Here is an 18,063-nt window from a genome sequence, read left to right on the forward strand (position 1 = left end):
CCCACCCTACACGTCGGTCGCAGGCCCGCCCGGGTCGAGCAAGTCGCAGACCTGACTGGCGAACGTCCCACAGTGAACGACGTACGAGAGCTGGGTGCGCCGGGCGCCGGCAGCAGATTTCGTCACCGCAAGCGGAACCCCCTACGGCAACGCCACAGGTTCACCGCGCCTGCGTGTGTACGAGCGTGCCGCAAGCCCTGTCCGCGACGATTCCCGGTGACGGGGCGACAACTGGGGTGAGCTGCCCGGCGAGTTCTGCGGCGTCGCCGGGTCGAGGTCGACGCTGCTCACGCTTGTACTCCAATCGTGGGCATGCCGAGGACGGTGACGGTATCGCGGCCTCGGTCGACGTCGGCGAGTCGTCGGGTCTCTGCGCGTTTCTCGGCGAGGAAGCGCAAGGTGAGGTCGATGCCTTCGATCTCCCCGAGCCAGCCTTCAGTCTCGGCGTGTGCGCGGCGGGCGAGCAGGTCGGTGTGGATCTCGTCGAGCCGGGGGATCATCTTGGGGTCGACGAGCAGCATGGGGCAGCGGATGCAGGCGTGCTCGTGTTCGCAAGGTGTCGCGTAGGGGCGGCCGCATTGCCCGAGTTCGACCTTGCGATTGTCGAAGTGCTCCTCGAACTCGCCCCATTCCTGGTCGGTGACGGGCCGGTAGTCGGCTGCTGGGCGGGCGGCGCGGCGGTTGGCCAGGTGGGCCTGGTAATGGCGGATGACGTCTTCTTGGAACACGGTCACGTAGCCGTGGAAGGTCTGCACATCGAGGTGTCCGAGCAGGGCTGCGCCGATGTGGATGGGCAGCCCGTTGTTGGCCAGGTCGGTGGCGAACAAGCGCCGGAAGTCATGCGGAGTAAACCGGATCTTCGCCAGCTGCGGATGCTGCTTCGCGAGGCTGTGGCTGAGCCGGATCAGCATCGTGCGCAGCGCCGAGGGAGTGATCACCTCGGTGCGCTGCCCGATGGTGCGTTGGAACAGGAACGGCTGCGGTTCGCTGGTGACGTGCTCGTGCCGGTCGTAGCGGGTGGCCAGCGCGATGGTCGGACGGTCACGGGTCAGGCGCCGGATGATCGTGGCGATGACGTGGAACAGTTCGGCCGTCATCGGGATGACTCGTTCCCGATCGCTCTTCGAGGGGGCGATGACCAGCAGCGCGATCACCTCGCCGTTGGGTCGGACGTATTGCCGGATGCTGAGCTGGGACAGCTCGAGCATCTCTTCGTTGCGGACGCCGGTGTGGCGCAGGGTCTCGATGCAGGCCCACGTCCAGAACGCGGCGTCCTCGGCGTCGGTGAGGTTGATCGTCGTGCCGCTCTGTTCGTCGTTGACCCGAACGTTGGCGGCCCCGTGGTAGCGCTGATGGCGTGCGTCGCCGGCGCTGAAGATCCTGCTGTAGTGCCGACCGTCGACGACCAAACGTTGGCCGTGAACGGCGTCGGTCGCGGCAGTGAGCAGTGCGGCGAGGTGGTGGCGTCGCTGGTCGGCTGCTGCGACCAGGACCGGCAGCAGCGGCTGCAGGGTTCGGGTGCGGTGGTCGGTGCGTTCCTTGGCGCGTCGCAGCGCCTGGGTTCTGGCGCGGCCGTCGCGGCCGCTGATCGGGCAGGGCGCTGCCCAGCGGGCCCAGTGTTCGGGTTCGTGGGTGGCCCAGCCTTGGATGTCGAGGTAGAGGGCTCGGACGTTGGTGACGATCCCGCTGGCGCCCAGTCGTGGCTTCCCGTCGCGTCGGACATCGACCGCGGCCCGCCACGCCTGGTAGGTCTCCTCGGACAGGGCGAGATCGGTCTGGGCGGGATTGATCGTTTCGATCTCGCGCCAGAAGAGGTCGCAGAGGTCCCGGGCAAGCCCTCGCAGGGTCGAGTGGTCCAGGTCGTGGCTGCGGCGCGTCAGGTAGGCCGTCAACATCTCGGTCACGTCTCGGTTGGCCAGATCGTAGGAATCGACAAGCTGAGCCGGGGTCATCGCCGGGGCGCGCATCGCGCCGCGCAGCGTGGCGGGCACACCGGGTGGGAAGTGCCCGCTGTGGTGCAGGACCTGCCAGGCGAGGTGTCCGATGTGGTGCTCGTAGCCGGCGCCGTAGCGGCCGCGGCGCGTCTCGACCGCGTGGTGCAGGAACCCCTCGGCGGTCAGGTCGGCCAGCTCGATGCCCTGGGTGGTCAGGGCGCCGGCAACATCCATCCTCGCGCAGCGCTTGTAGTGGAGCGAGGTGTTGGTCTGATCGACCAATGCCAAGAACCGCTCCAGACTCGGATCCACTTGGGCAGCCTCGAAGTCCTGGAAATAGTGTTTGAACCGGTTCCCGCGGAATGCAGGCAGGGACGGGCGGATCACCCGCAGGCAAAACAGCAGCTTCAGCGCGTGGCCTGCGTGCTCGCGGTGCGACGGCATGGTGAACAGGTCGCGAACCGGGGTGATACCCGCGTCCAACCCGGACGCGAGCCACCGTTCCTGCCACGTCTCGCCCGGATGCTCGGCCAGGCGTGCGAGCAGGTGGCGCAGCCCGATGCGGCGCTCCGAGGAGCGGGACTGAACAACCGGCCAGATCTCGTCGGCGATCCCTGCGATCTGTTCCGCGGTCGCAGTGTCCAGGTTCCCATGCGGGCGTGGCGGGACCGCGGGGGCCGGGGACGGTGACGGGGTGATCACCTGCCGGGCAGCCAGCTGCCGACGCGGGCGCGCCGGGGCTTCGGGGCGCAGCGCGCGTTGCTTGGTGTGTCGTCGCTCAGCCATCGACCTCACCCGCCGAACTGTCGCCACCGAACACAGTCTTGAAGTCGGCGTCGTCGTAGCCCGGCGTCGGCGTGGTCGCGGGGCGGGCCGCGGCGTAGTGCTTCTGCAGCCGGTCGAAGACCTCTTCGACCCGGGGTCGCAGATAGGGGTCCAGGGACGTCACATGCTGGTGCCGGGTGACGGTCATGACGTCCTCCAGCGTCAGGTTGGGGTCAGCGGTCATCCGCTCGATCGTGGTGTGCCGCAGATCGTGCAGCGTCCAGTCCGTGCCCAGCAGATCGTTCGCGCGTTGCAGCACCCGCCGTGCGGCGAAGTACGACAGCGGCCGTGGCTGGCTGCGCAGGGTGCGCCAGATGACCTCGTCGCCGGCGGGCGTGCCGCGCTCGTCGAAGTAGACCGCCAGCAGCCGCAGCGCCTCCGGCGAGGTAGGAACCGGCTGTAAAGCGCGTGTGCCCTTGCTGATTACCCAGAGCTGCTGTCGGGTCCAGTCCACCCGGTCGCCGGTGACGCCAAGCAGTTCGCTGGCCCTGGCCCCCGTGGACAGGAACAAGGCCAGTAGCGCCCGGTCGCGCGCGTTACGCATCGCAGCGAGCAGTTCGGCGGCCAGCTCGTCTGGGAGAGACCGCGGGACCAGCTCGGCCGACTTCTGTCGCAGCGGCGCGCGGCGGTGCTGCGGCCGCGGTTCGAGCGGACTACGGTGCGCCAACCGTGCGCGGCGAGTAGAGCTCGCCGGCACCGGGTTGCTGACTGGGCCACGGCCGAACTGGGCGTGGAAGGCGTAGAACGAGGACAGCACCGAGAGGGTGTGGTTGATCGTCGCCGGCGCGTACCCCGACCCGAGCGCGCGCTTGCCTGTGCGATGGTTGACCGACGCCATCGACGTCGACGTCGATTTCGATGTCGACGGGTTGCGGCGGCGTTGCGGGTTGTCGGCTGTTCGCATCCAGCCGACCAGAACCTCGACATCGGCGCGCGTCGCACGATCCCAGTCGACCTCGAGCGCGTGAAGCAGCCGACACCAGCGCAGCAGGTCCTGGGCGTAGGAGCGCGCGGTGAGCGGGCTCATGTCGGTGAGCATCAGGTCCCGCAAGAACGCCGAGAACGGCTCGACCTCCTCGCCGTGCTCGTCGACGACAACGAACGGCAACGACGCCGTTACGCCGGCGCGTACCGCTCCCGTTCGAGGCAATTGCTCGCCACCATCCATCAGAGCCCGTCGGATCTCATTCACCATCGCGTCCAGCGCCTTCCGCTCAACCCGCCGGCGCGGGTGTCGCTGCCGGATGACGCCTGACCCATGGGAACCAGCCCGGGAATAAAGGGGGGTCATTGCACTCGGCAATTTCAGGGCGGGTTCCGAAGTGCAGTCAACAGGACCAGTTCAGCCGGGAGTGGCTGCAGGCCTACCCGCAGGCCCGCATCCTCACCTGTGGCACCGAGGATCTGGTCAAGGACAAGCGACAGCTGTTCGTCGCCCGAGCCGCGACCGGCGAGTGGGACGCGGTCATCATGTCCCGCTCGGCGTTCGAGAAGATCCCGGTCTCCAAGGACACCGAGGAGGCTTACCTCGACGAGCAGTTGACCCAGCTGCGGATGTGGCTGGCCGCCTCGAAGTCCGAGCGCGGCCTGTCGGTGAAGCGGCTGGAGGGCACACTGGCGCGGGCCGAGGAGCGGTTGAAGAAGCTGCGCGACGTCGAGCGTGACCCCGCGATCACCTTTGAGGCCACCGGGATCGACTACCTGTGCGTGGATGAGGCGCACGGCTACAAGAACCTCCGGCTGGCCTCCAACATCCCCGGTGTCGCCGTGGACGGGTCGAACCGGGCCACCGACTTGGACTTGAAGATGTCCTACCTACGCGGCCGCCACGGCCGCCGGGTGGCCACGTTCATGACCGCGACCCCGATCGCCAACAGCGTGGCCGAGGCGTACACGATGCTGCGCTACCTCGCCCCCGCTGACCTGGAGGCGGCGGGGATCAGCGACTTCGACACTTGGGCGGCCACCTTCGGCCAGGTTGTCACCGACCTCGAGCTCTCCCCGTCCGGGACGGGCTTCCGGATGAAGGCCAGGTTCGCGAAGTTCAACAACGTCCCCGAGCTGCTGCGGCTGTGGCACCAGGTCGCCGACGTGAAGACCGCCGACGACCTCAGCCTGCCCACCCCCGACCTCGAGGGTGGAGCGCCGGAGACGGTGGTGGTGCCGCCGAGCCAGGAGCTGGTCGACTTCATGGCCTTGCTCGCGCAGCGGGCCGATGCCGTTTCGTCGCGGGCGGTCGACCCGAGCGAGGACAACATGCTCAAGATCAGCGGCCACGGCCGCGCGGCCGCGCTCGACCTACGGCTCGTCGATCATCAGATCGACGGCCTGGGCGCGTTCTTGGACCGTGAGCCCTCGAAGGTCGATGCGGTTGCCGAGCGGGTCGCCGGCATCTACCACGACCACGCCGACGTGGTCTTCGGCGCCGACCCGGAGCCGGGCGCGCTGCAGCTGGTGTTCTGCGACCTGGGTACGCCGACCGGGGCGGGCTGGAACGCCTATGAGGAGCTCAAGGCCCAGCTCGTCGCCCGTGGCGTGCCGGCGCCGAAGGTCCGGTTCATGCACGAGGCCAACAACGACCGCGCGAAGGCGCGGCTGTTCGAGCAGGCCCGCACCGGCCATGTCGCGGTACTGGTTGGGTCGACGGAGAAGATGGGTGTGGGCACCAACGTGCAGCGCCGCGCGGTCGCGTTGCATCACGTGGACTGCCCGTGGCGGCCCGCCGACCTTGCGCAGCGCGACGGCCGCATCATGCGGCAGGGCAACCTGAACGAGTCCGTCCGGGTGTACCGATATGTCACCGAGTCGAGTTTCGATACCTACCTGTGGCAGACGGTGGAGCGGAAGGCGAAGTTCATCAACCAGCTGATGCGCGGCCGGCTGGATGTGCGCGAGATCGAGGACATCGGCGACTCTGCGCTCTCCTACGCCGAGGTAAAGGCCCTCGCGTCGGGCGACCCGAGGATCATGGAGTTGGCCAAGGCCGAGACCGACACGACCAAGCTGGAGCGACTCGAGCGGGCCTGGAGCGCAGCCCAGCGCAGCCTCGCGGCGACGATCCGGGAGGCCGGCCCCCGGCTGGAACGACTCGCGACCGACCGCGAGCAGCTGATCGCGGCGATGCCACTGCGCCGCGACACCGACGGCGACGCGTTCTCGATGCGTATCAACGGCGCGGCCTACGGCAAGCGAGCCGACGCCGCCCCGGCCCTGCAGCGGGCCCTGCTCGCGGTGCAGCCATACCAACGCGACCCCCAGCCGCTCGGTGACGTGGGCGGGCTGCACCTGCAGGCGACCGCGGACTCGTGGATGGGCCAGCCCCGCTACGTCGTCTCACTCGTCGAAGTGCCGCGCGTGCACCTGCTCGTCGAGGCCGGCGACGTCCGTCAACCGAACATCGGCCTGGTGACGCGGGCCGAGAACCTCCCCCGGCGCCTGGAGCGGGTGCTCGACGAGGTCGAGATGGACACCACCAAGATCACCCGCGAGGCCGAGAAGGCCCAAGCGGGCCTGGCCGACGCCTTTCCGCGTGCCGGCGAACTCGCCGAGGTCCGCGCGACGCGGGACCGGCTCTCGGCCGAGCTGGCCGCCGACAGCGCCGAGAAGGCCACCGCCGAACACGCGACCGAGCATGACCCCACTGCCCCGGGTACCCCTGCGGTTAACGGATACCGGCCCGACACCCCACCCAGTCCGCCTGCCCAACCGGGTGAGACGAGTCGCCCCGCGATCGCGCCGCCGGCCCCTTCCCCGCCCGCTCGACCTGGCGAGCGTCCGCGGCCACCGGGCACGCCGGGGTGGTCACGATGAGCACGGGCTGGTCCAACTCCTGCCCACAGGCGGGGCGTGGCCGACTGTTGTCCACCGGTTCGGGCGCGCCGGATGCGCTGTGCTGGCCGATTCTGTTGCACTGGGCAGCGGGGTAGAACTCCACTGCCGACCCCTCTGGAAAGGACCACAACTGGTGGCTGTTCCTACCACTGATCGCGCCGGGGATGTGTACGACGCGGCCCCGGACTTCGTCTACGCGGTCTCGCTGCTCGCCGCGCTCGAGGACGCGACCGGGCAGGAGGAGCACGCCATCGTGTTGCCGTTCCTGGGCATGGCCCGCGCCGAACTCACCGAGTTCGGGCAACGGCGGCCCTCGCACTACGTCCCGGTCGAGGTGGGTGACCTGCGGTCGGGGCTGGCCGACCTCGAGCAGCGCCTCACGGCGCTCCTCGCGGACTCGCAGGTGCTCCAACACAGCCTCCGCCTCCACTCAGCCCGCAGGCTGCTACGTCGCGGGGCCACGCTGCACCGCCGGGGCGCGCTCGCCTCGACCAAAGAGCCCCGCTCGCTCACGGCCACCCCCGAGCGGAGGCCCGGCCGGACCCGGTCAGTGTCGGACGGTCTTGGGAGAGTTGACCCATGAGTGAGCCGACCCCGCCGAGTCAGGAGCGCGGCATCAGCCCGGTGCGCCGGTCCCCGGCCGGTGAGGCTGCGACGCCAGACGACCTGGTCGAGCGGGTGTCGTCGCTGGTCCGTGAGGCCAGAGAGTCGATCGCGTCCTACGCCAACGCGACGTTGACGCTGACCTATTGGCAGGTCGGTGCGCTGATCGACTCCGAGGTGCTCGGCGGGGAGCGGGCTGACTACGGGTCGCAGATTGTCGCGTCAATGGCGCGAGAATTGACTGAGCGATTCGGACGGGGCTTCGAGGAGAAGAACCTGCGCCGCATGATCAAGTTCGCCCAGCTGTACCCCGACGCCCAGATTGTCGCGTCGCTGGCGCGACAATTGAGTTGGACCCACTTCGTGACCCTCATGCCGCTCAAGTCGCAGGAGGCCCGGGCCTTCTACGCGGATCAGGTGGCCGCCGGGCGGCTCACGGTCAGGGAGCTCAAGGGCGCCATCAAGCGCAAGGCCTACGAGCGCCGCGAGATCGCCAACTCGCAGATCGAGCCGGGGTCGATGGTGCCGGCTGACACGTTCAGCGATCCCTATCTGCTCGACTTCCTCGGCCTCCACGACGGATACGCCGAAGCGGACCTGGAGGCTGCGATCCTCCGGGACCTGGAGGCCTTCCTGCTGGAGGTCGGCACCGGCTTCAGCTTCGTCGAGCGCCAGAAGCGCGTGATCATCGACGGCGACGACTTCCACCTCGACCTTCTCTTCTACAGCCGCCCCTTGCGGCGCCTGGTCGCCGTCGAGCTCAAGATCGGGAAGTTCGATGCCCGACACGAGGGCCAGATGAAGCTGTATCTCAAGTGGCTCAACCGGTACGAGCGCACTGAGAGCGAAGAGGCACCGATCGGCCTGATCCTGTGCACAGAGGCCAGCCGCGAGCAGGTCGAACTGCTGGAGATGCACAAGGACGGGATCGTCGTCGCGGAGTACTGGACGGCGCTCCCGCCGAAGGCGGAGTTGGAGCAGCGGCTCCAGGCGATCCTGCGCGACGCACGTGAGCGCCTCGCTCGCCGGGGACTGCCCTCCGGCGAGTGAGCGGGAAGTTCGTCCACCATCACGGTGGTGGACGAACCCGAGGCTTGGTTTGCCGGCCCACGACGGTGGGCTGGAACTGGGTGTTTTCTAGCCCGCGGCCTGGCGTTCGACGTCGTCGAGAAGGTTGCCCTGGCGCTCGAGGAACGCTCCATCGCGCGCGGTGGCTCCGTTGGGCAGGAGTGCTGCCTGCTCGAGGTCGGGGGTCGCTGGCCATTCGTCGAGGGCAGGGGTGGCGAGACGTTGCGCGGTTAGCCCGTAGCGGAGTCGGTGGCGATCCCAGGCGGCGACGGAGGCGCCTCGCTCGGCGGGGGAGAGGGCCTTGAACCCTTGATTACGCGCTTCGCTGCGGGCGACGTGCTCGTCGGCCGGGACGCTCCGTAGCCAGGTCTTGTACTGATCGAGCTCGTGGAGGCCGGCGCGGATGCGTCGCCCGGAGAGACGGGACTTCAGCGCAGACTGCTGGCTGATCGACATCTGATCGAACTCGAGGCGCTTCGCTGCGGTGCGTTCCGGCGCGGGCGGCCGGGGAGAGGTTGTCCCACCAGGGCTTCTCCGCCGCGCTATTCCGCGCCACCGGCCTCGCTCCTACTGATCCTGCTCGGGGTCGGGAAGAGGGCGACCAGCGACGTAGTCGATCCAGATCTTGCCGACTTCCTCAGCGCGGGCGGGGTCGGTCTCCCACAGCACAACCCGCCCCTTTGCACGGCGGTCGCCCCGCGGGTGGTCGGCGGTGACCAGTCCCAGGTCCTCGAGCGCAGATAGGTGACGGCGCACCTGACTGGGGTCGACGCCGATTGCCTTGGCTAGTTCCGGCGCGCTCATGGCCCGGAGTGAGAGGTGCCGCAGGATCTCGGTGCGCGCACTGTTGCCAATCGCGTCGATGATTGCCAGCACCCCCTCGGGCATCGTGGGCGGCTTCGACAGACGTGGCACGCGCTGCATTGTGCCGGAACGCGAAACTCGCCGGACCTTTCGTTATGACGTGTCTTTAGCACCTGTCATGTGTCATGCTCAGGGTAATGCAGAACAGGATCCGGTGGTGGGAACCACGGGTCAGTCCAGAGCGTCGGGCTTGACGGCGTCTTGGACAATGAAGGCCCCGGTTCGGGCCGGGGCGGGAAGGACGCGCGGTCTTGGGGATGCGTCAGCAGATCCGACAACCGGGGGCACAGACGCCCCCGGCGAGATTCGGTGCGCCAGACTCCCCGCTCGCTGATCCGCGTGGAGCTGCGACCCGCGGCATCGATCAGCCGCCGCTGGTGGCCGGGCCACCGCACCAGCTGCCGCGTCTGACGCTGCGACACCCCATTCAACTGAGGCGCGCGAGCGCGTTCCGAAGATTACTCGCCGCCGGTGTCCGATCTGTACTGCCGCCGGTTGCCTTCGCTGTTAGAGAGCCCCACCCAGAGGGAAGGACGTCACCTTGAACCCGACGCGCAGTACGGCGCGGTCGGCAACCCGTCGGCCATGTCGTCAAGACTGGTGCCCCAGGCCCGTGCATCGGGCGACTCGGGCTCAGGAAGGACGCTCATGAAGCGCACTCTCATCGCTGCAACCGCTCTCGCCCTGGCGGGAACCCTCGCCGGCTGCGGGGGTAACGACGAGCCGAAGGCCGACCCGACGCAACCACCCACTACGAGTTCGTCGCCGACCCCTACCAGCGACGCAGGCGGCCCGCCAACTGACTGGGAATCGAACTTCACCCAGGCAGAGCTGGCCGCGGGCAAGAAGGCCCTCGCCCGCTGGCAGAAGTGGCGCCAGCTCTCGGCCGAGATCTACCGGAACGGCGTGCTCACCCCGGGAGCCAAGGCCACGCTCCAGGAGTACGACTTCTGGTGGCAGCGCGACATGGTGACTTTGGGTGAGACCTACGAGAAGGGCGGCCTGCGACGAGAGACCGACGTCGAAGCTCTGTGGTCCTACGTGAAGTCAGTTCGGCTCAACAACGGTGGCAAGTCAGGCGAAGTAGTGATCGTCGAATGCACCGACTACGAGCCTCTGCGCTACACCCGAAACGGGAAGCCGCAGAAGATCAACAAGCCGAAGCATCTCGTGACGCCGCTGCTGATCACGATGACCAAGCCGGACGAGCAGCATGGCTGGATGTATTACGAGACAGATCTGAAGGACAAGAAGTCGTGCGCCGCGGAGTGAGTGCTGCGGCAGCAGCCGCGATGTTGGTCTCGTTTGTCGTGGTTCTGGTGATCGGCACCAGCAGCCCTGCAATGGCGGACTGCCCTCCTGACCCGGTCGACGAGACGGGACTTTGCCTCTCCGACACCGTCCCAGGGAACCCGGGGGATACTGATCCCGGCGACCCGGGGGATGCGGGCGATGGGCCTAGCGGACCGGCTTGCCCCGGCGCTCCGAATGGGATCTGCGTCAACGACTACGGCTTCATCTGGAACAGCGCCCACAACTGCTACGCATTCCCGCTGGACCCGCAGCCCGAGGCGAACAGCCCCCTTTGGGGTGGCCATGACCCGGCCGAAGGCACCATCTGGTCGTGCGATCCCACGGTCTCGGTTCCCGAGAACGTGTGGTTCGTGCCCAACGGGGCGGCGGTGATCGACCCGGGCCAGGTGGCGCAGCAGCTCGTGGAGCGGGCTCCGTTCGAACTGGCCAACGCGCACATCGCGCCGCCACCGACCTACCACACGTACATCAGCTACTCGAATTGGATGTGGATCCCCGAGGGCCAGTGGCACGACGTGTCGGTGAGCCTGACGGTTGCGGGCGCGACGGTCACATTGACGGCGACGCCGGACTACACCTCGTGGGACATGGGCAACGGAGCGACCGTCTCGTGTGTGGGTCCCGGCCGTGAGTGGGTCAAGGGGATGCCTGAGGACGCGCCGACGAACTGCTCGTACGCCTACGACGAGATGAAGGACCCCGAGGGCGACAAGTGGACGGTGTCGGCTCGGATCAACTACTCGGTCGGCTGGACCTGTACCGGCAACTGCGGCGGCCAGACCAGCGGCGACCTCGGCGACGTGACCGCGCTCGCCGGTGACTCGACCTCGATCACGGTGTATCAGCGACAGACAGTAGTGAGGTAGATGTGACCAGCCTGGATTCTTGGACGTCGCGCCGGGCCAACGACCGACGTGCGGCGCCGCTGCCGGGCGGCCTGCCTGGTGCGGCCTCGCTGTCGAAGGCGGTGTCGAAGGCTCCGCGGAAGTACGGCCAGATGCTGATGAGCGTGCTGGTTGTGATCGCGGCGGTGATCGCGGGCGGTTGGCTCTATGTCAACAAGGGCGGCGTGGAGGAGGTGTTGGTGGTTGCCCAGCCGATCCCGGCTGGGCACCCGATCACCGAGGACGATGTCCGCACCTCCAAGGACCCGCTCCTGGTCTCGCGAAGCGTGTCTGGCATCGACGGGGCGATCCTGGTCTCCGATGTCGACTCGGTGTTCGGGCAGCGCACCACGGTCGCACTGTTGCCGGGTCAGGTGCTGACACAGGACTCGCTGACCAGCGACCTGCTGCCGCAGGAGGGCAAGCGCCTGATCGCGGTGAACCTCCCGGCCGGCCGGGTGCCTGAGACCTTGGCCCCTGGTTCGGTGGTCGACGCGATCGCGGTGCCGCAGGAGGGGCAGGCGGGTGACCCGAAGGCTCTCGATGACCCGGTGGTGATCTCGGCCGGTGCCACGGTGTACTCCTCGAAGCAGTCGCATGACGGCACCGTGGTGGTCACGATCCTGATCGCGGAGACCGACGCGAAGACGGTGGCGGCGTACGGGGCGGTGGGGCAGCTGACGCTGCTGCAGGCCCCGATTACCGAGGGTGACCCAGCTGACTCCGCCCCGCAGGACGACGGCGCTGCCGGAGGGCAGGGCTGATGCTCATCGCTGTGTGCTGCGACCGCGGCGCCCCGGGGTCGACGACGACGTCGTTGGCGCTGGGCGTCTCGACACCGGAGCCCACGATCGTGGTCGAGGCCGACCCGTACGGCGGTGACCTCGCCCTGGGGTGTGTAGCACCCGGTGGCCATGGTGAGGCGTTCCCGCCGACTCCGACGGTGCTGACCTTGGCGACCGAGGCACGTACGTCGGTGACCCCCGGTCTGGCGGCCAGCAAGGCCCATGAGTTCACGGGATCGACGCGGATAGTGCCGGGACACTTCTCGGCCGAGCAGGCCGCAGGCGTGAAGAACTGGGCTCCACTGGCCGAGGCGCTGCGCGCCTCTGCATCGCGCGTCGTTGCCGACCTCGGACGGATCCACTCCAGTTCGCCGAGCATCCCGGTGGCGGCGGCCGCCGATGTGGTCGTGATGGTGACCCGCCCCGAGGTGGGTGCGGTGATGCACCTCAAGGACAGGCTGGAGCGGCTCGCTCCGGTGCTGGCGAACATCCGCAACGCCCCGCCGATCGTGGTGCCGGTGGTGGTGACGCCGAAGCGGATCGCCGGGTCGGTGCTCGAGCACGTCGGTCGGATGCTGGCGCCGAGCAACGCCGCCGGCGTCATCGCCGGGATCGGCTGGATCGCGCTGGACCCCACAGGGGTCGAGGCGATTCACGCCGGCCAGGTCGGCGGCAAGAACGAGCGCACGCCGCTGCTGAGGTCCGCGGGCGTACTCAACGACCAGATCAACCAGGCCGCTGGTGTCGGGCCGTACGGCGCGCATGAGGCTGCAGCGGTGGACGCGTACGCCGGCCAGGGGGGAGAGGCGTGATGAACAGCAACAACGGAGCCAGCTCGAATGGCCGTGGCGCGCACGTGAACGGGATGCACCTGAAGCAGCTCGTGCCGGTCGACCAGGTACTGGTCAAGCGTCTCCAGTCGCGCGTGGGTGCTCGCCGCGGGAAGGCGCTGGAGGAGTTCCGCCGGAACAGCCAGCCGATCCCCAAGGGCGAGGACGCCCGGCAGCACACCGAAGCCCTGCTGGCCTCGGTGCTGGCCGAGTACGAGTCCGACCTGGTCGAGGACGGCCACAACCCGCTGGAGGAAGACGCCCGGGACCGGCTGGAGGCCGCGCTCAAGGCCCAGTTGTTCGGCGCGGGCAACCTCGATCAGCTGCTGGAGGATCCCGAGGCCGAGGACATCGTGATCAACAGTTGGCAGAACGTGTTCGTCACCTACGCCGACGGCACCAAGGCGCAGATGCCGCCGGTCGCCTCCTCGGACAAGGAGCTGGAGGAGATCGTCAAGACGATTTCTGCCCACGACGGCCTGTCCACCCGTCCCTTCGATCTGATCAACTACAACGTCACCCTCAGGCTGCACGACGGCTCACGTCTGCACGCGGTCCAGGGGGTGAGCGCGAACGGTCTGTCGATCTCGATCCGCAAGCACCGCCACAAGAGGGCCACCCTGCTTCCGCTTCCCGGGCTGGCCGAGCGGGAGCGCGCCGCCGGGGTTCCGGAGTCGCTGCGCACCAAGGACCTGCTGAGCGAGGGAACCGTCGACCACGACCTCGCCGCGTTCCTGTCCGCGCTGGTGAAGGCGCGTCAGAACATCATGATCGCCGGAGCCGTAAGTGCGGGGAAGACCACGCTTGTGCGGGCGCTGGCCTCCGAAATAGACCCGATCGAGCGTCTGGTCACCGTGGAGCGGTCCATCGAGCTCGGCCTGCATGAGGACCCCGAGCGCCACCCCGACATCGTGCCGCTCGAGGAGCGGCTGGCGAACGTCGAAGGAGAAGGCGCAATCGGGTTGGCCGACCTGGTGCGCAACTCGCTGCGGATGAACCCCTCGCGGGTGATCGTGGGCGAGGTCTTGGGTGATGAGGTCATCACGATGCTCAACGCCATGGCCCAGGGCAACGACGGGTCGCTGAGCACGATCCACGCGAACTCCTCGCGCGATGTCATCGGGAAGATCCAGACCTACGCTCTGCAGGCTCAGGAGCGGTTGCCGTTCGAGGCCACCAACGGCCTGATCGCGAACGCACTGAACTTCATCGTGTTCCTTCGCCGGATCCGCACCGAGGACGGCCGTCAGCGCCGGATCGTCGAGTCGATCCGTGAGGTTGCCGGACGTGATGAGGACGGCGTGAAGACGACCGAGTTGTGGAAGTACAACAGGGCCACCGGTCGCACCGAGTTCACCCGGAAGGCGATCATCCGCGAGGAAGCCCTCCTCGATGTCGGCTGGGACCCCGATGGCACGACGGACCTGAACAGGTTCGCCGAGCCGAGCGGTGCCAACGGCGATGAGGGGTGGCAGATCTGATGACCCTCTTCGTGGCCTGCGTCCTGGCGGTCAGCCTCGGCATCATCGGGGTGATCCGCACCGCCCGCGGCAAGAACCTGCTCCCGGCGCGGGTGACCACGGCCCGGCGCAAGGTGGCCGACCCCCAGCAGGCTGCCCGGCAGGTCACGATCGCGCTGATCGTCGGCGTCGTGGTCGGGATCTTGACCCGTTGGCCGGTGGCCGGGCTGATGGCGGTCGCTGTGGTGATCTTGTGGCCGAAGCTGGCGCGCTCGGGTGCGATCGAGAAGCACAGCGTGGCCAAGATCGAGGCGATCGCGAACTGGACGGAGTCGCTGCGCGATGCCGCTGCCTCCGAGTCGGGGCTGGAGCAGGCGCTGCCGGCAACCCTGGACGGTGCGCCGGCGCTGCTGCGCCGGCCGTTGCGGAACCTGGTCAACGCCCTGGACCTGCGTACGCCGCTGCCGGTCGCGTTGGCCCACTTCGCCGACGAGGTCGATGACCGGGGCGCCGACAAAGTCGTGATCGCACTCTCGCTGACAGCCCAGCAGCGTGCCGGGAGCCTCAAGCGGGTGCTCACGACGCTGGCCTCCAATACTCGTGCCGAGCTGGAGATGCGCCGCAAGGTGCTCACCGAGCGCAACGGCGTCCGCCGTCAGTCCAACCAGGTCGCGCTCGGCCTGCTCGCGCTGGCCGGGCTGCAGGCGGTCTTCCTGCGCGGCTGGGTCGAGCCGTACAGCACGGTGTACGGACAGATGGTCCTCGCCGTGCTGGCCGCGGTCTACGTGGGCCTGCTGGTGCGGTTGCAGCGGCTGGCCTCCCCTGAGCCACACCCCCGATTCCTGTCCGGGGCAGACGCCCTGGCACAGGCCACGGGCCGGGAGGTGGCCTGGTGATTCCGATGCTGATCGTCTCCGCGGTGGCGGGCCTCGGGCTGCTGCGGCTCCACCGGCTGGCGTTCCCCTCCGCGCCGCCGCTGGCCGACCAGGCGGCTCGGTGGGAACGGGCACGCGCCCGGGCCGGTCGCCGTGCCCGTCTCGACATCGCACCTGAGGACCAGACCTGGTCGAAGAGGGCCGCGGAGTGGTTCGCCGAGCAGCTGCGCACCCGCCGCCCCGACGACATGCAGACCTACGAGCGTGACCTCGCCGTCACGGGTCAGCCGATGGAGGAGTGGCTGGCCAAGCTTCTGGTGTGGTTCCTCATCGGCCTTCTCGGCCCGGTCGCGCTGGTGCTGCTCGGCAACGCCGCCGGACTGGGTATCCCGATCCTCGTCGCTCCCGCCCTGGGGCTCGTGAGTGCCGTGGTCGCGGTGATCGGCGAGGTCCGCCAGCTGCGGGAGACCGCCGGCAAGCGCCGCGAGGCACTGTGCGACGCGCTCTCGGACTTCCTCGACCTGGTCGTGATGTCGATGGAGGGCGGCCGCAGCCACGCCGACGCGCTGCCCACCGTGGCGCAGATCGGCACCGGGTGGGCCTTCCACGCCCTCTACGACGCGATCGACAACGCCCGGCCCAACGGCATGACCCCGTGGGAGGCGCTGGGCGAGGTCGGTGAGCGGTTCGGCGTCGTGGAGCTGCTCGACCTCCGGGCATCGCTGAATCTGGCGCAGGACGAGGGCTCCAGCATCCGCAACACCCTCATCGCCCGCGCCCAGTCGATGCGTGATGCCCGACTGGCCGATGCCCACGCCCGCGCGAACAAGTCCACCGACGCGATGCGCAACAACCTGATGGTCATGGCGCTGGTGGCCGCCGCGTACGTGATCCTCGCCCGCGTCCTGTTCCTGTTCACCGCCTAGCCCGAACCTCTACTGCTTGAAGAAAGGAACCATCTCATGAACGAGTCCACCCACCTGAAGATGGCGATCGAGTACTGGCGCTCCCGCTGGGAGGTCGCCCAGCGAGACGAACGCGGAGCCTCGGCACCGGAGTACCTGGTGCTGCTGCTCGGCATCCTGGCGATCGCGGCACTGGCGATCATCGCCGTGCGCACCTTCGTCACCAACAAGGGCAACGAGCTCAACGGCCAGTAGGACCGCAGATCCACGCTGCTACTGGACAACGCGACGAAGAAGACCAGCCATGACCATTCGGAAGCGCCTCCGGCCCCTGGGGTGCCTGCTGCCGCGCCGCCGCGACGAGCGCGGCATCGCGGCCCCGGAGTTCGTGGTCGTCATGCCGCTGGTGATGCTGGTCTTCCTGATGCTGGTGCAGTGGTCGGTGCAGTTGTACAACGACCGGATCGTGCACGCCGCGGCCCGTGAGGCAGCGGTCGACGCGGCCTCCTGGGAAGGCACCGAGGACGCTGGCAGGCAGACCGCCAACGAGTACCTGGCCGACTCTGGCAGCGACCTGTCCAACACCAGCGTCAAGATCAAGGTGGGGGCGACCGAGGTCACCGTCACCGTCTCCGGCGAGGTGATGACTCTCGTGCCCGGCTTCACCAAGCAGGTCTCCGCGACTGCCACCGTGCCACGGGAGAGGTTCGCAGAATGACGCGGCCGCCGAGCGCGACACCAGACTGGCGAGACGTCATCGGCTCCTTCAGCCACGACGGCCCCGGCGGCGATGAAGCGCTCGCAGTCCAGCATCCGGACCTGATGGCCGCTCTCCAGGAGCTGACGCCCGACGACGAGCCGCTGAAGATCGGCGGGGAGAGCGTCACCCGCCAGACAGATGGGTCTTGGCGAGTCGGACGCGACAGGAACCTTGCCTCGCCGTGGGTCGTGGTCCAGTCGCTCCGTTCCTCCCGCCACCCCTACTCGCGCCACGGCCGTTCCTGGCGAGAGCGTCTTCGCGCACCCCGGGACGAGCGTGGCTACGCCGCCGTCGAGCTGCTGGCGATGACTACCGTGCTCGTCGGATTTATCACCGTCGTCGTCGGCGGCGGACGGATAGTCGACTCGAACAGCCAGGTTGATGACGCTGCCTATGCGGCCGCGCGGGCAGCATCCCTGGAATCGAACTTCCAGGCAGGACAGATCGCCGGCCGAGACGCTGCGGAGGATGCGCTGGCCGACCGGGGCAAGGCCTGCACCCGCCTGACCGTGTCGTTCGCGGGAACCGACTTCCGCACCTCAGGACACGTGAGGGTCGAGGTCACCTGCCACGCGAACCTGAGCGACGTTGTCGGGTTCGGCCTGCCTGGCGCCAAGAACTTCACCAGCACGGCTGTGGTCCCTATCGAGCAGTACCGGCGGCTGCCGTGACGGGTTCACGATTTCTGACGTCCCCGATGAGCCGACGGCTGCGGCGTCGGCGCGATGAGCGGGGTGTGGTCTCGACGTGGACGATCCTCATGGCCTCGGGGGTGTTCCTGGTGCTGCTGGGCCTGGTCTATGACGGCGGCAACGCCATGAATCAGCGGATCGCGGCGCACCGCGCCGCTGAGCAGGCCGCTCGTGCGGCCGCCGACGAGATGCGCGGCGTCCGTGACGGCACCGAAGGAATCAACCAGGCGACCGCGACCGCCCGCGCCAACCAGATCCTGCAGCAGGCCGGCTGGAGCGGCACCGTGAACATCGACGGCCTCGACGTCACGGTGAGGGTGACCGGTGGATCGGACAACGCGTTCCTCAATGTCCTCGGCTTCACAAGCTTCCCGGTCGACGAGACCGGCACCGCAACGTCCATCACGGGCCCGAACTAGGTTCCCGGGAGAGA

At 68.4% G+C, this 18,063-nt stretch carries 18 protein-coding genes; 14 read left to right on the forward strand and 4 right to left on the reverse strand.

Annotated elements, in window-relative coordinates; genetic code table 11:
- Positions 1 to 287: 287 nt before the first annotated feature.
- Both NJ4_RS05500 and NJ4_RS05505 read right to left on the reverse strand, forming a co-directional pair.
- The gene (locus NJ4_RS05500; RefSeq protein ID WP_067431411.1) at positions 288 to 2,720 is read right to left on the reverse strand and encodes a site-specific integrase; all 2,433 of its coding nucleotides are present in this window, start codon (positions 2,718 to 2,720) and stop codon (positions 288 to 290) included.
- A complete protein-coding gene (locus NJ4_RS05505) occupies positions 2,713 to 3,954 on the reverse strand; it encodes a tyrosine-type recombinase/integrase (RefSeq protein ID WP_082748201.1) in 1,242 nt (413 codons plus the stop codon). The genes NJ4_RS05500 and NJ4_RS05505 overlap by 8 nt, the downstream gene beginning before the upstream one ends.
- Before the next feature lie 95 nt (positions 3,955 to 4,049).
- Between NJ4_RS05505 and NJ4_RS05510 the strand changes: the two genes are divergently transcribed.
- The 3 genes from NJ4_RS05510 (at position 4,050) to NJ4_RS05520 (ending at position 8,243) form a co-directional block, all read left to right on the forward strand.
- Positions 4,050 to 6,569 (forward strand): hypothetical protein, encoded by a 2,520-nt coding sequence (locus tag NJ4_RS05510; RefSeq protein WP_217996771.1) that lies wholly within the window; start codon positions 4,050 to 4,052, stop codon positions 6,567 to 6,569.
- A gap of 154 nt (positions 6,570 to 6,723) precedes the next feature.
- Complete coding sequence (locus NJ4_RS05515; RefSeq protein ID WP_217996772.1) at positions 6,724 to 7,173, forward strand: hypothetical protein; 450 nt, start codon at positions 6,724 to 6,726, stop codon at positions 7,171 to 7,173.
- Complete coding sequence (locus NJ4_RS05520; protein ID WP_082748202.1) at positions 7,170 to 8,243, forward strand: PDDEXK nuclease domain-containing protein; 1,074 nt, start codon at positions 7,170 to 7,172, stop codon at positions 8,241 to 8,243. The genes NJ4_RS05515 and NJ4_RS05520 overlap by 4 nt, the downstream gene beginning before the upstream one ends.
- Before the next feature lie 87 nt (positions 8,244 to 8,330).
- On the opposite strand, the gene NJ4_RS05525 is transcribed toward NJ4_RS05520, so the two are convergent.
- Both NJ4_RS05525 and NJ4_RS05530 read right to left on the reverse strand, forming a co-directional pair.
- Positions 8,331 to 8,717 (reverse strand): hypothetical protein, encoded by a 387-nt coding sequence (locus tag NJ4_RS05525; RefSeq protein WP_067431413.1) that lies wholly within the window; start codon positions 8,715 to 8,717, stop codon positions 8,331 to 8,333.
- A gap of 111 nt (positions 8,718 to 8,828) precedes the next feature.
- The gene (locus NJ4_RS05530; RefSeq protein WP_067431416.1) at positions 8,829 to 9,185 is read right to left on the reverse strand and encodes an ArsR/SmtB family transcription factor; all 357 of its coding nucleotides are present in this window, start codon (positions 9,183 to 9,185) and stop codon (positions 8,829 to 8,831) included.
- 411 nt (positions 9,186 to 9,596) lie between these two features.
- Here NJ4_RS05530 and NJ4_RS05535 point away from each other — a divergent pair, with 411 nt between their 5' ends.
- The 11 genes from NJ4_RS05535 to NJ4_RS05585 all read left to right on the forward strand — a co-directional run bounded on the left by NJ4_RS05535 (position 9,597) and on the right by NJ4_RS05585 (position 18,049).
- A complete protein-coding gene (locus NJ4_RS05535; protein WP_157550782.1) occupies positions 9,597 to 10,397 on the forward strand; it encodes a hypothetical protein in 801 nt (266 codons plus the stop codon).
- Between the two features lie 392 nt (positions 10,398 to 10,789).
- Entirely contained in the window at positions 10,790 to 11,305 is a 516-nt protein-coding gene (locus NJ4_RS26515) for a hypothetical protein (protein WP_245644471.1), read from the forward strand.
- A gap of 2 nt (positions 11,306 to 11,307) precedes the next feature.
- A complete protein-coding gene (locus NJ4_RS05545) occupies positions 11,308 to 12,087 on the forward strand; it encodes an SAF domain-containing protein (protein ID WP_067431421.1) in 780 nt (259 codons plus the stop codon).
- Positions 12,087 to 12,920 (forward strand): hypothetical protein, encoded by an 834-nt coding sequence (locus NJ4_RS05550; protein ID WP_067431426.1) that lies wholly within the window; start codon positions 12,087 to 12,089, stop codon positions 12,918 to 12,920. The genes NJ4_RS05545 and NJ4_RS05550 overlap by 1 nt, the downstream gene beginning before the upstream one ends.
- Positions 12,920 to 14,419 (forward strand): CpaF family protein, encoded by a 1,500-nt coding sequence (locus NJ4_RS05555; protein WP_067431429.1) that lies wholly within the window; start codon positions 12,920 to 12,922, stop codon positions 14,417 to 14,419. The genes NJ4_RS05550 and NJ4_RS05555 overlap by 1 nt, the downstream gene beginning before the upstream one ends.
- The gene (locus tag NJ4_RS05560) at positions 14,419 to 15,294 is read left to right on the forward strand and encodes a type II secretion system F family protein (RefSeq protein ID WP_067431432.1); all 876 of its coding nucleotides are present in this window, start codon (positions 14,419 to 14,421) and stop codon (positions 15,292 to 15,294) included. Before NJ4_RS05555 ends, NJ4_RS05560 begins: the two co-directional genes overlap by 1 nt.
- Before the next feature lie 5 nt (positions 15,295 to 15,299).
- Complete coding sequence (locus tag NJ4_RS05565; protein WP_067431435.1) at positions 15,300 to 16,199, forward strand: hypothetical protein; 900 nt, start codon at positions 15,300 to 15,302, stop codon at positions 16,197 to 16,199.
- A gap of 36 nt (positions 16,200 to 16,235) precedes the next feature.
- Positions 16,236 to 16,433, forward strand: coding sequence for a hypothetical protein (locus NJ4_RS05570; protein ID WP_057294254.1), 198 nt, complete (start codon positions 16,236 to 16,238; stop codon positions 16,431 to 16,433).
- A 49-nt stretch (positions 16,434 to 16,482) separates the two neighbouring features.
- A complete protein-coding gene (locus NJ4_RS05575; protein WP_067431438.1) occupies positions 16,483 to 16,896 on the forward strand; it encodes a TadE/TadG family type IV pilus assembly protein in 414 nt (137 codons plus the stop codon).
- Positions 16,893 to 17,609 carry a TadE/TadG family type IV pilus assembly protein gene (locus tag NJ4_RS05580; RefSeq protein WP_067431441.1) on the forward strand — a complete coding sequence of 239 codons (717 nt, stop codon included), beginning with the start codon at positions 16,893 to 16,895 and terminating at the stop codon, positions 17,607 to 17,609. The genes NJ4_RS05575 and NJ4_RS05580 overlap by 4 nt, the downstream gene beginning before the upstream one ends.
- A 26-nt stretch (positions 17,610 to 17,635) precedes the next feature.
- Entirely contained in the window at positions 17,636 to 18,049 is a 414-nt protein-coding gene (locus NJ4_RS05585; RefSeq protein ID WP_245644472.1) for a pilus assembly protein TadG-related protein, read from the forward strand.
- Positions 18,050 to 18,063: the final 14 nt, after the last annotated feature.

The organism is Nocardioides jensenii JCM 1364 = NBRC 14755 (genome assembly GCF_001552535.1).
Taxonomy (GTDB): Bacteria; Actinomycetota; Actinomycetes; order Propionibacteriales; family Nocardioidaceae; genus Nocardioides; species Nocardioides jensenii.

Coding starts and splice junctions, on each gene's coding strand:
- NJ4_RS05525 (WP_067431413.1), bottom strand. CDS start 8,717: ATGTCGATCAGCCAGCAGTCTGCGCTGAAGTCCCGTCTCTCCGGGCGA.
- NJ4_RS05530 (WP_067431416.1), bottom strand. CDS start 9,185: ATGCAGCGCGTGCCACGTCTGTCGAAGCCGCCCACGATGCCCGAGGGG.
- NJ4_RS05505 (WP_082748201.1), bottom strand. CDS start 3,954: ATGGTGAATGAGATCCGACGGGCTCTGATGGATGGTGGCGAGCAATTG.
- NJ4_RS05565 (WP_067431435.1), top strand. CDS start 15,300: ATGCTGATCGTCTCCGCGGTGGCGGGCCTCGGGCTGCTGCGGCTCCAC.
- NJ4_RS05550 (WP_067431426.1), top strand. CDS start 12,087: ATGCTCATCGCTGTGTGCTGCGACCGCGGCGCCCCGGGGTCGACGACG.
- NJ4_RS05555 (WP_067431429.1), top strand. CDS start 12,920: ATGAACAGCAACAACGGAGCCAGCTCGAATGGCCGTGGCGCGCACGTG.
- NJ4_RS05585 (WP_245644472.1), top strand. CDS start 17,636: ATGAGCCGACGGCTGCGGCGTCGGCGCGATGAGCGGGGTGTGGTCTCG.
- NJ4_RS05575 (WP_067431438.1), top strand. CDS start 16,483: ATGACCATTCGGAAGCGCCTCCGGCCCCTGGGGTGCCTGCTGCCGCGC.
- NJ4_RS05560 (WP_067431432.1), top strand. CDS start 14,419: ATGACCCTCTTCGTGGCCTGCGTCCTGGCGGTCAGCCTCGGCATCATC.
- NJ4_RS05570 (WP_057294254.1), top strand. CDS start 16,236: ATGAACGAGTCCACCCACCTGAAGATGGCGATCGAGTACTGGCGCTCC.
- NJ4_RS05500 (WP_067431411.1), bottom strand. CDS start 2,720: ATGGCTGAGCGACGACACACCAAGCAACGCGCGCTGCGCCCCGAAGCC.
- NJ4_RS05580 (WP_067431441.1), top strand. CDS start 16,893: ATGACGCGGCCGCCGAGCGCGACACCAGACTGGCGAGACGTCATCGGC.
- NJ4_RS05520 (WP_082748202.1), top strand. CDS start 7,170: ATGAGTGAGCCGACCCCGCCGAGTCAGGAGCGCGGCATCAGCCCGGTG.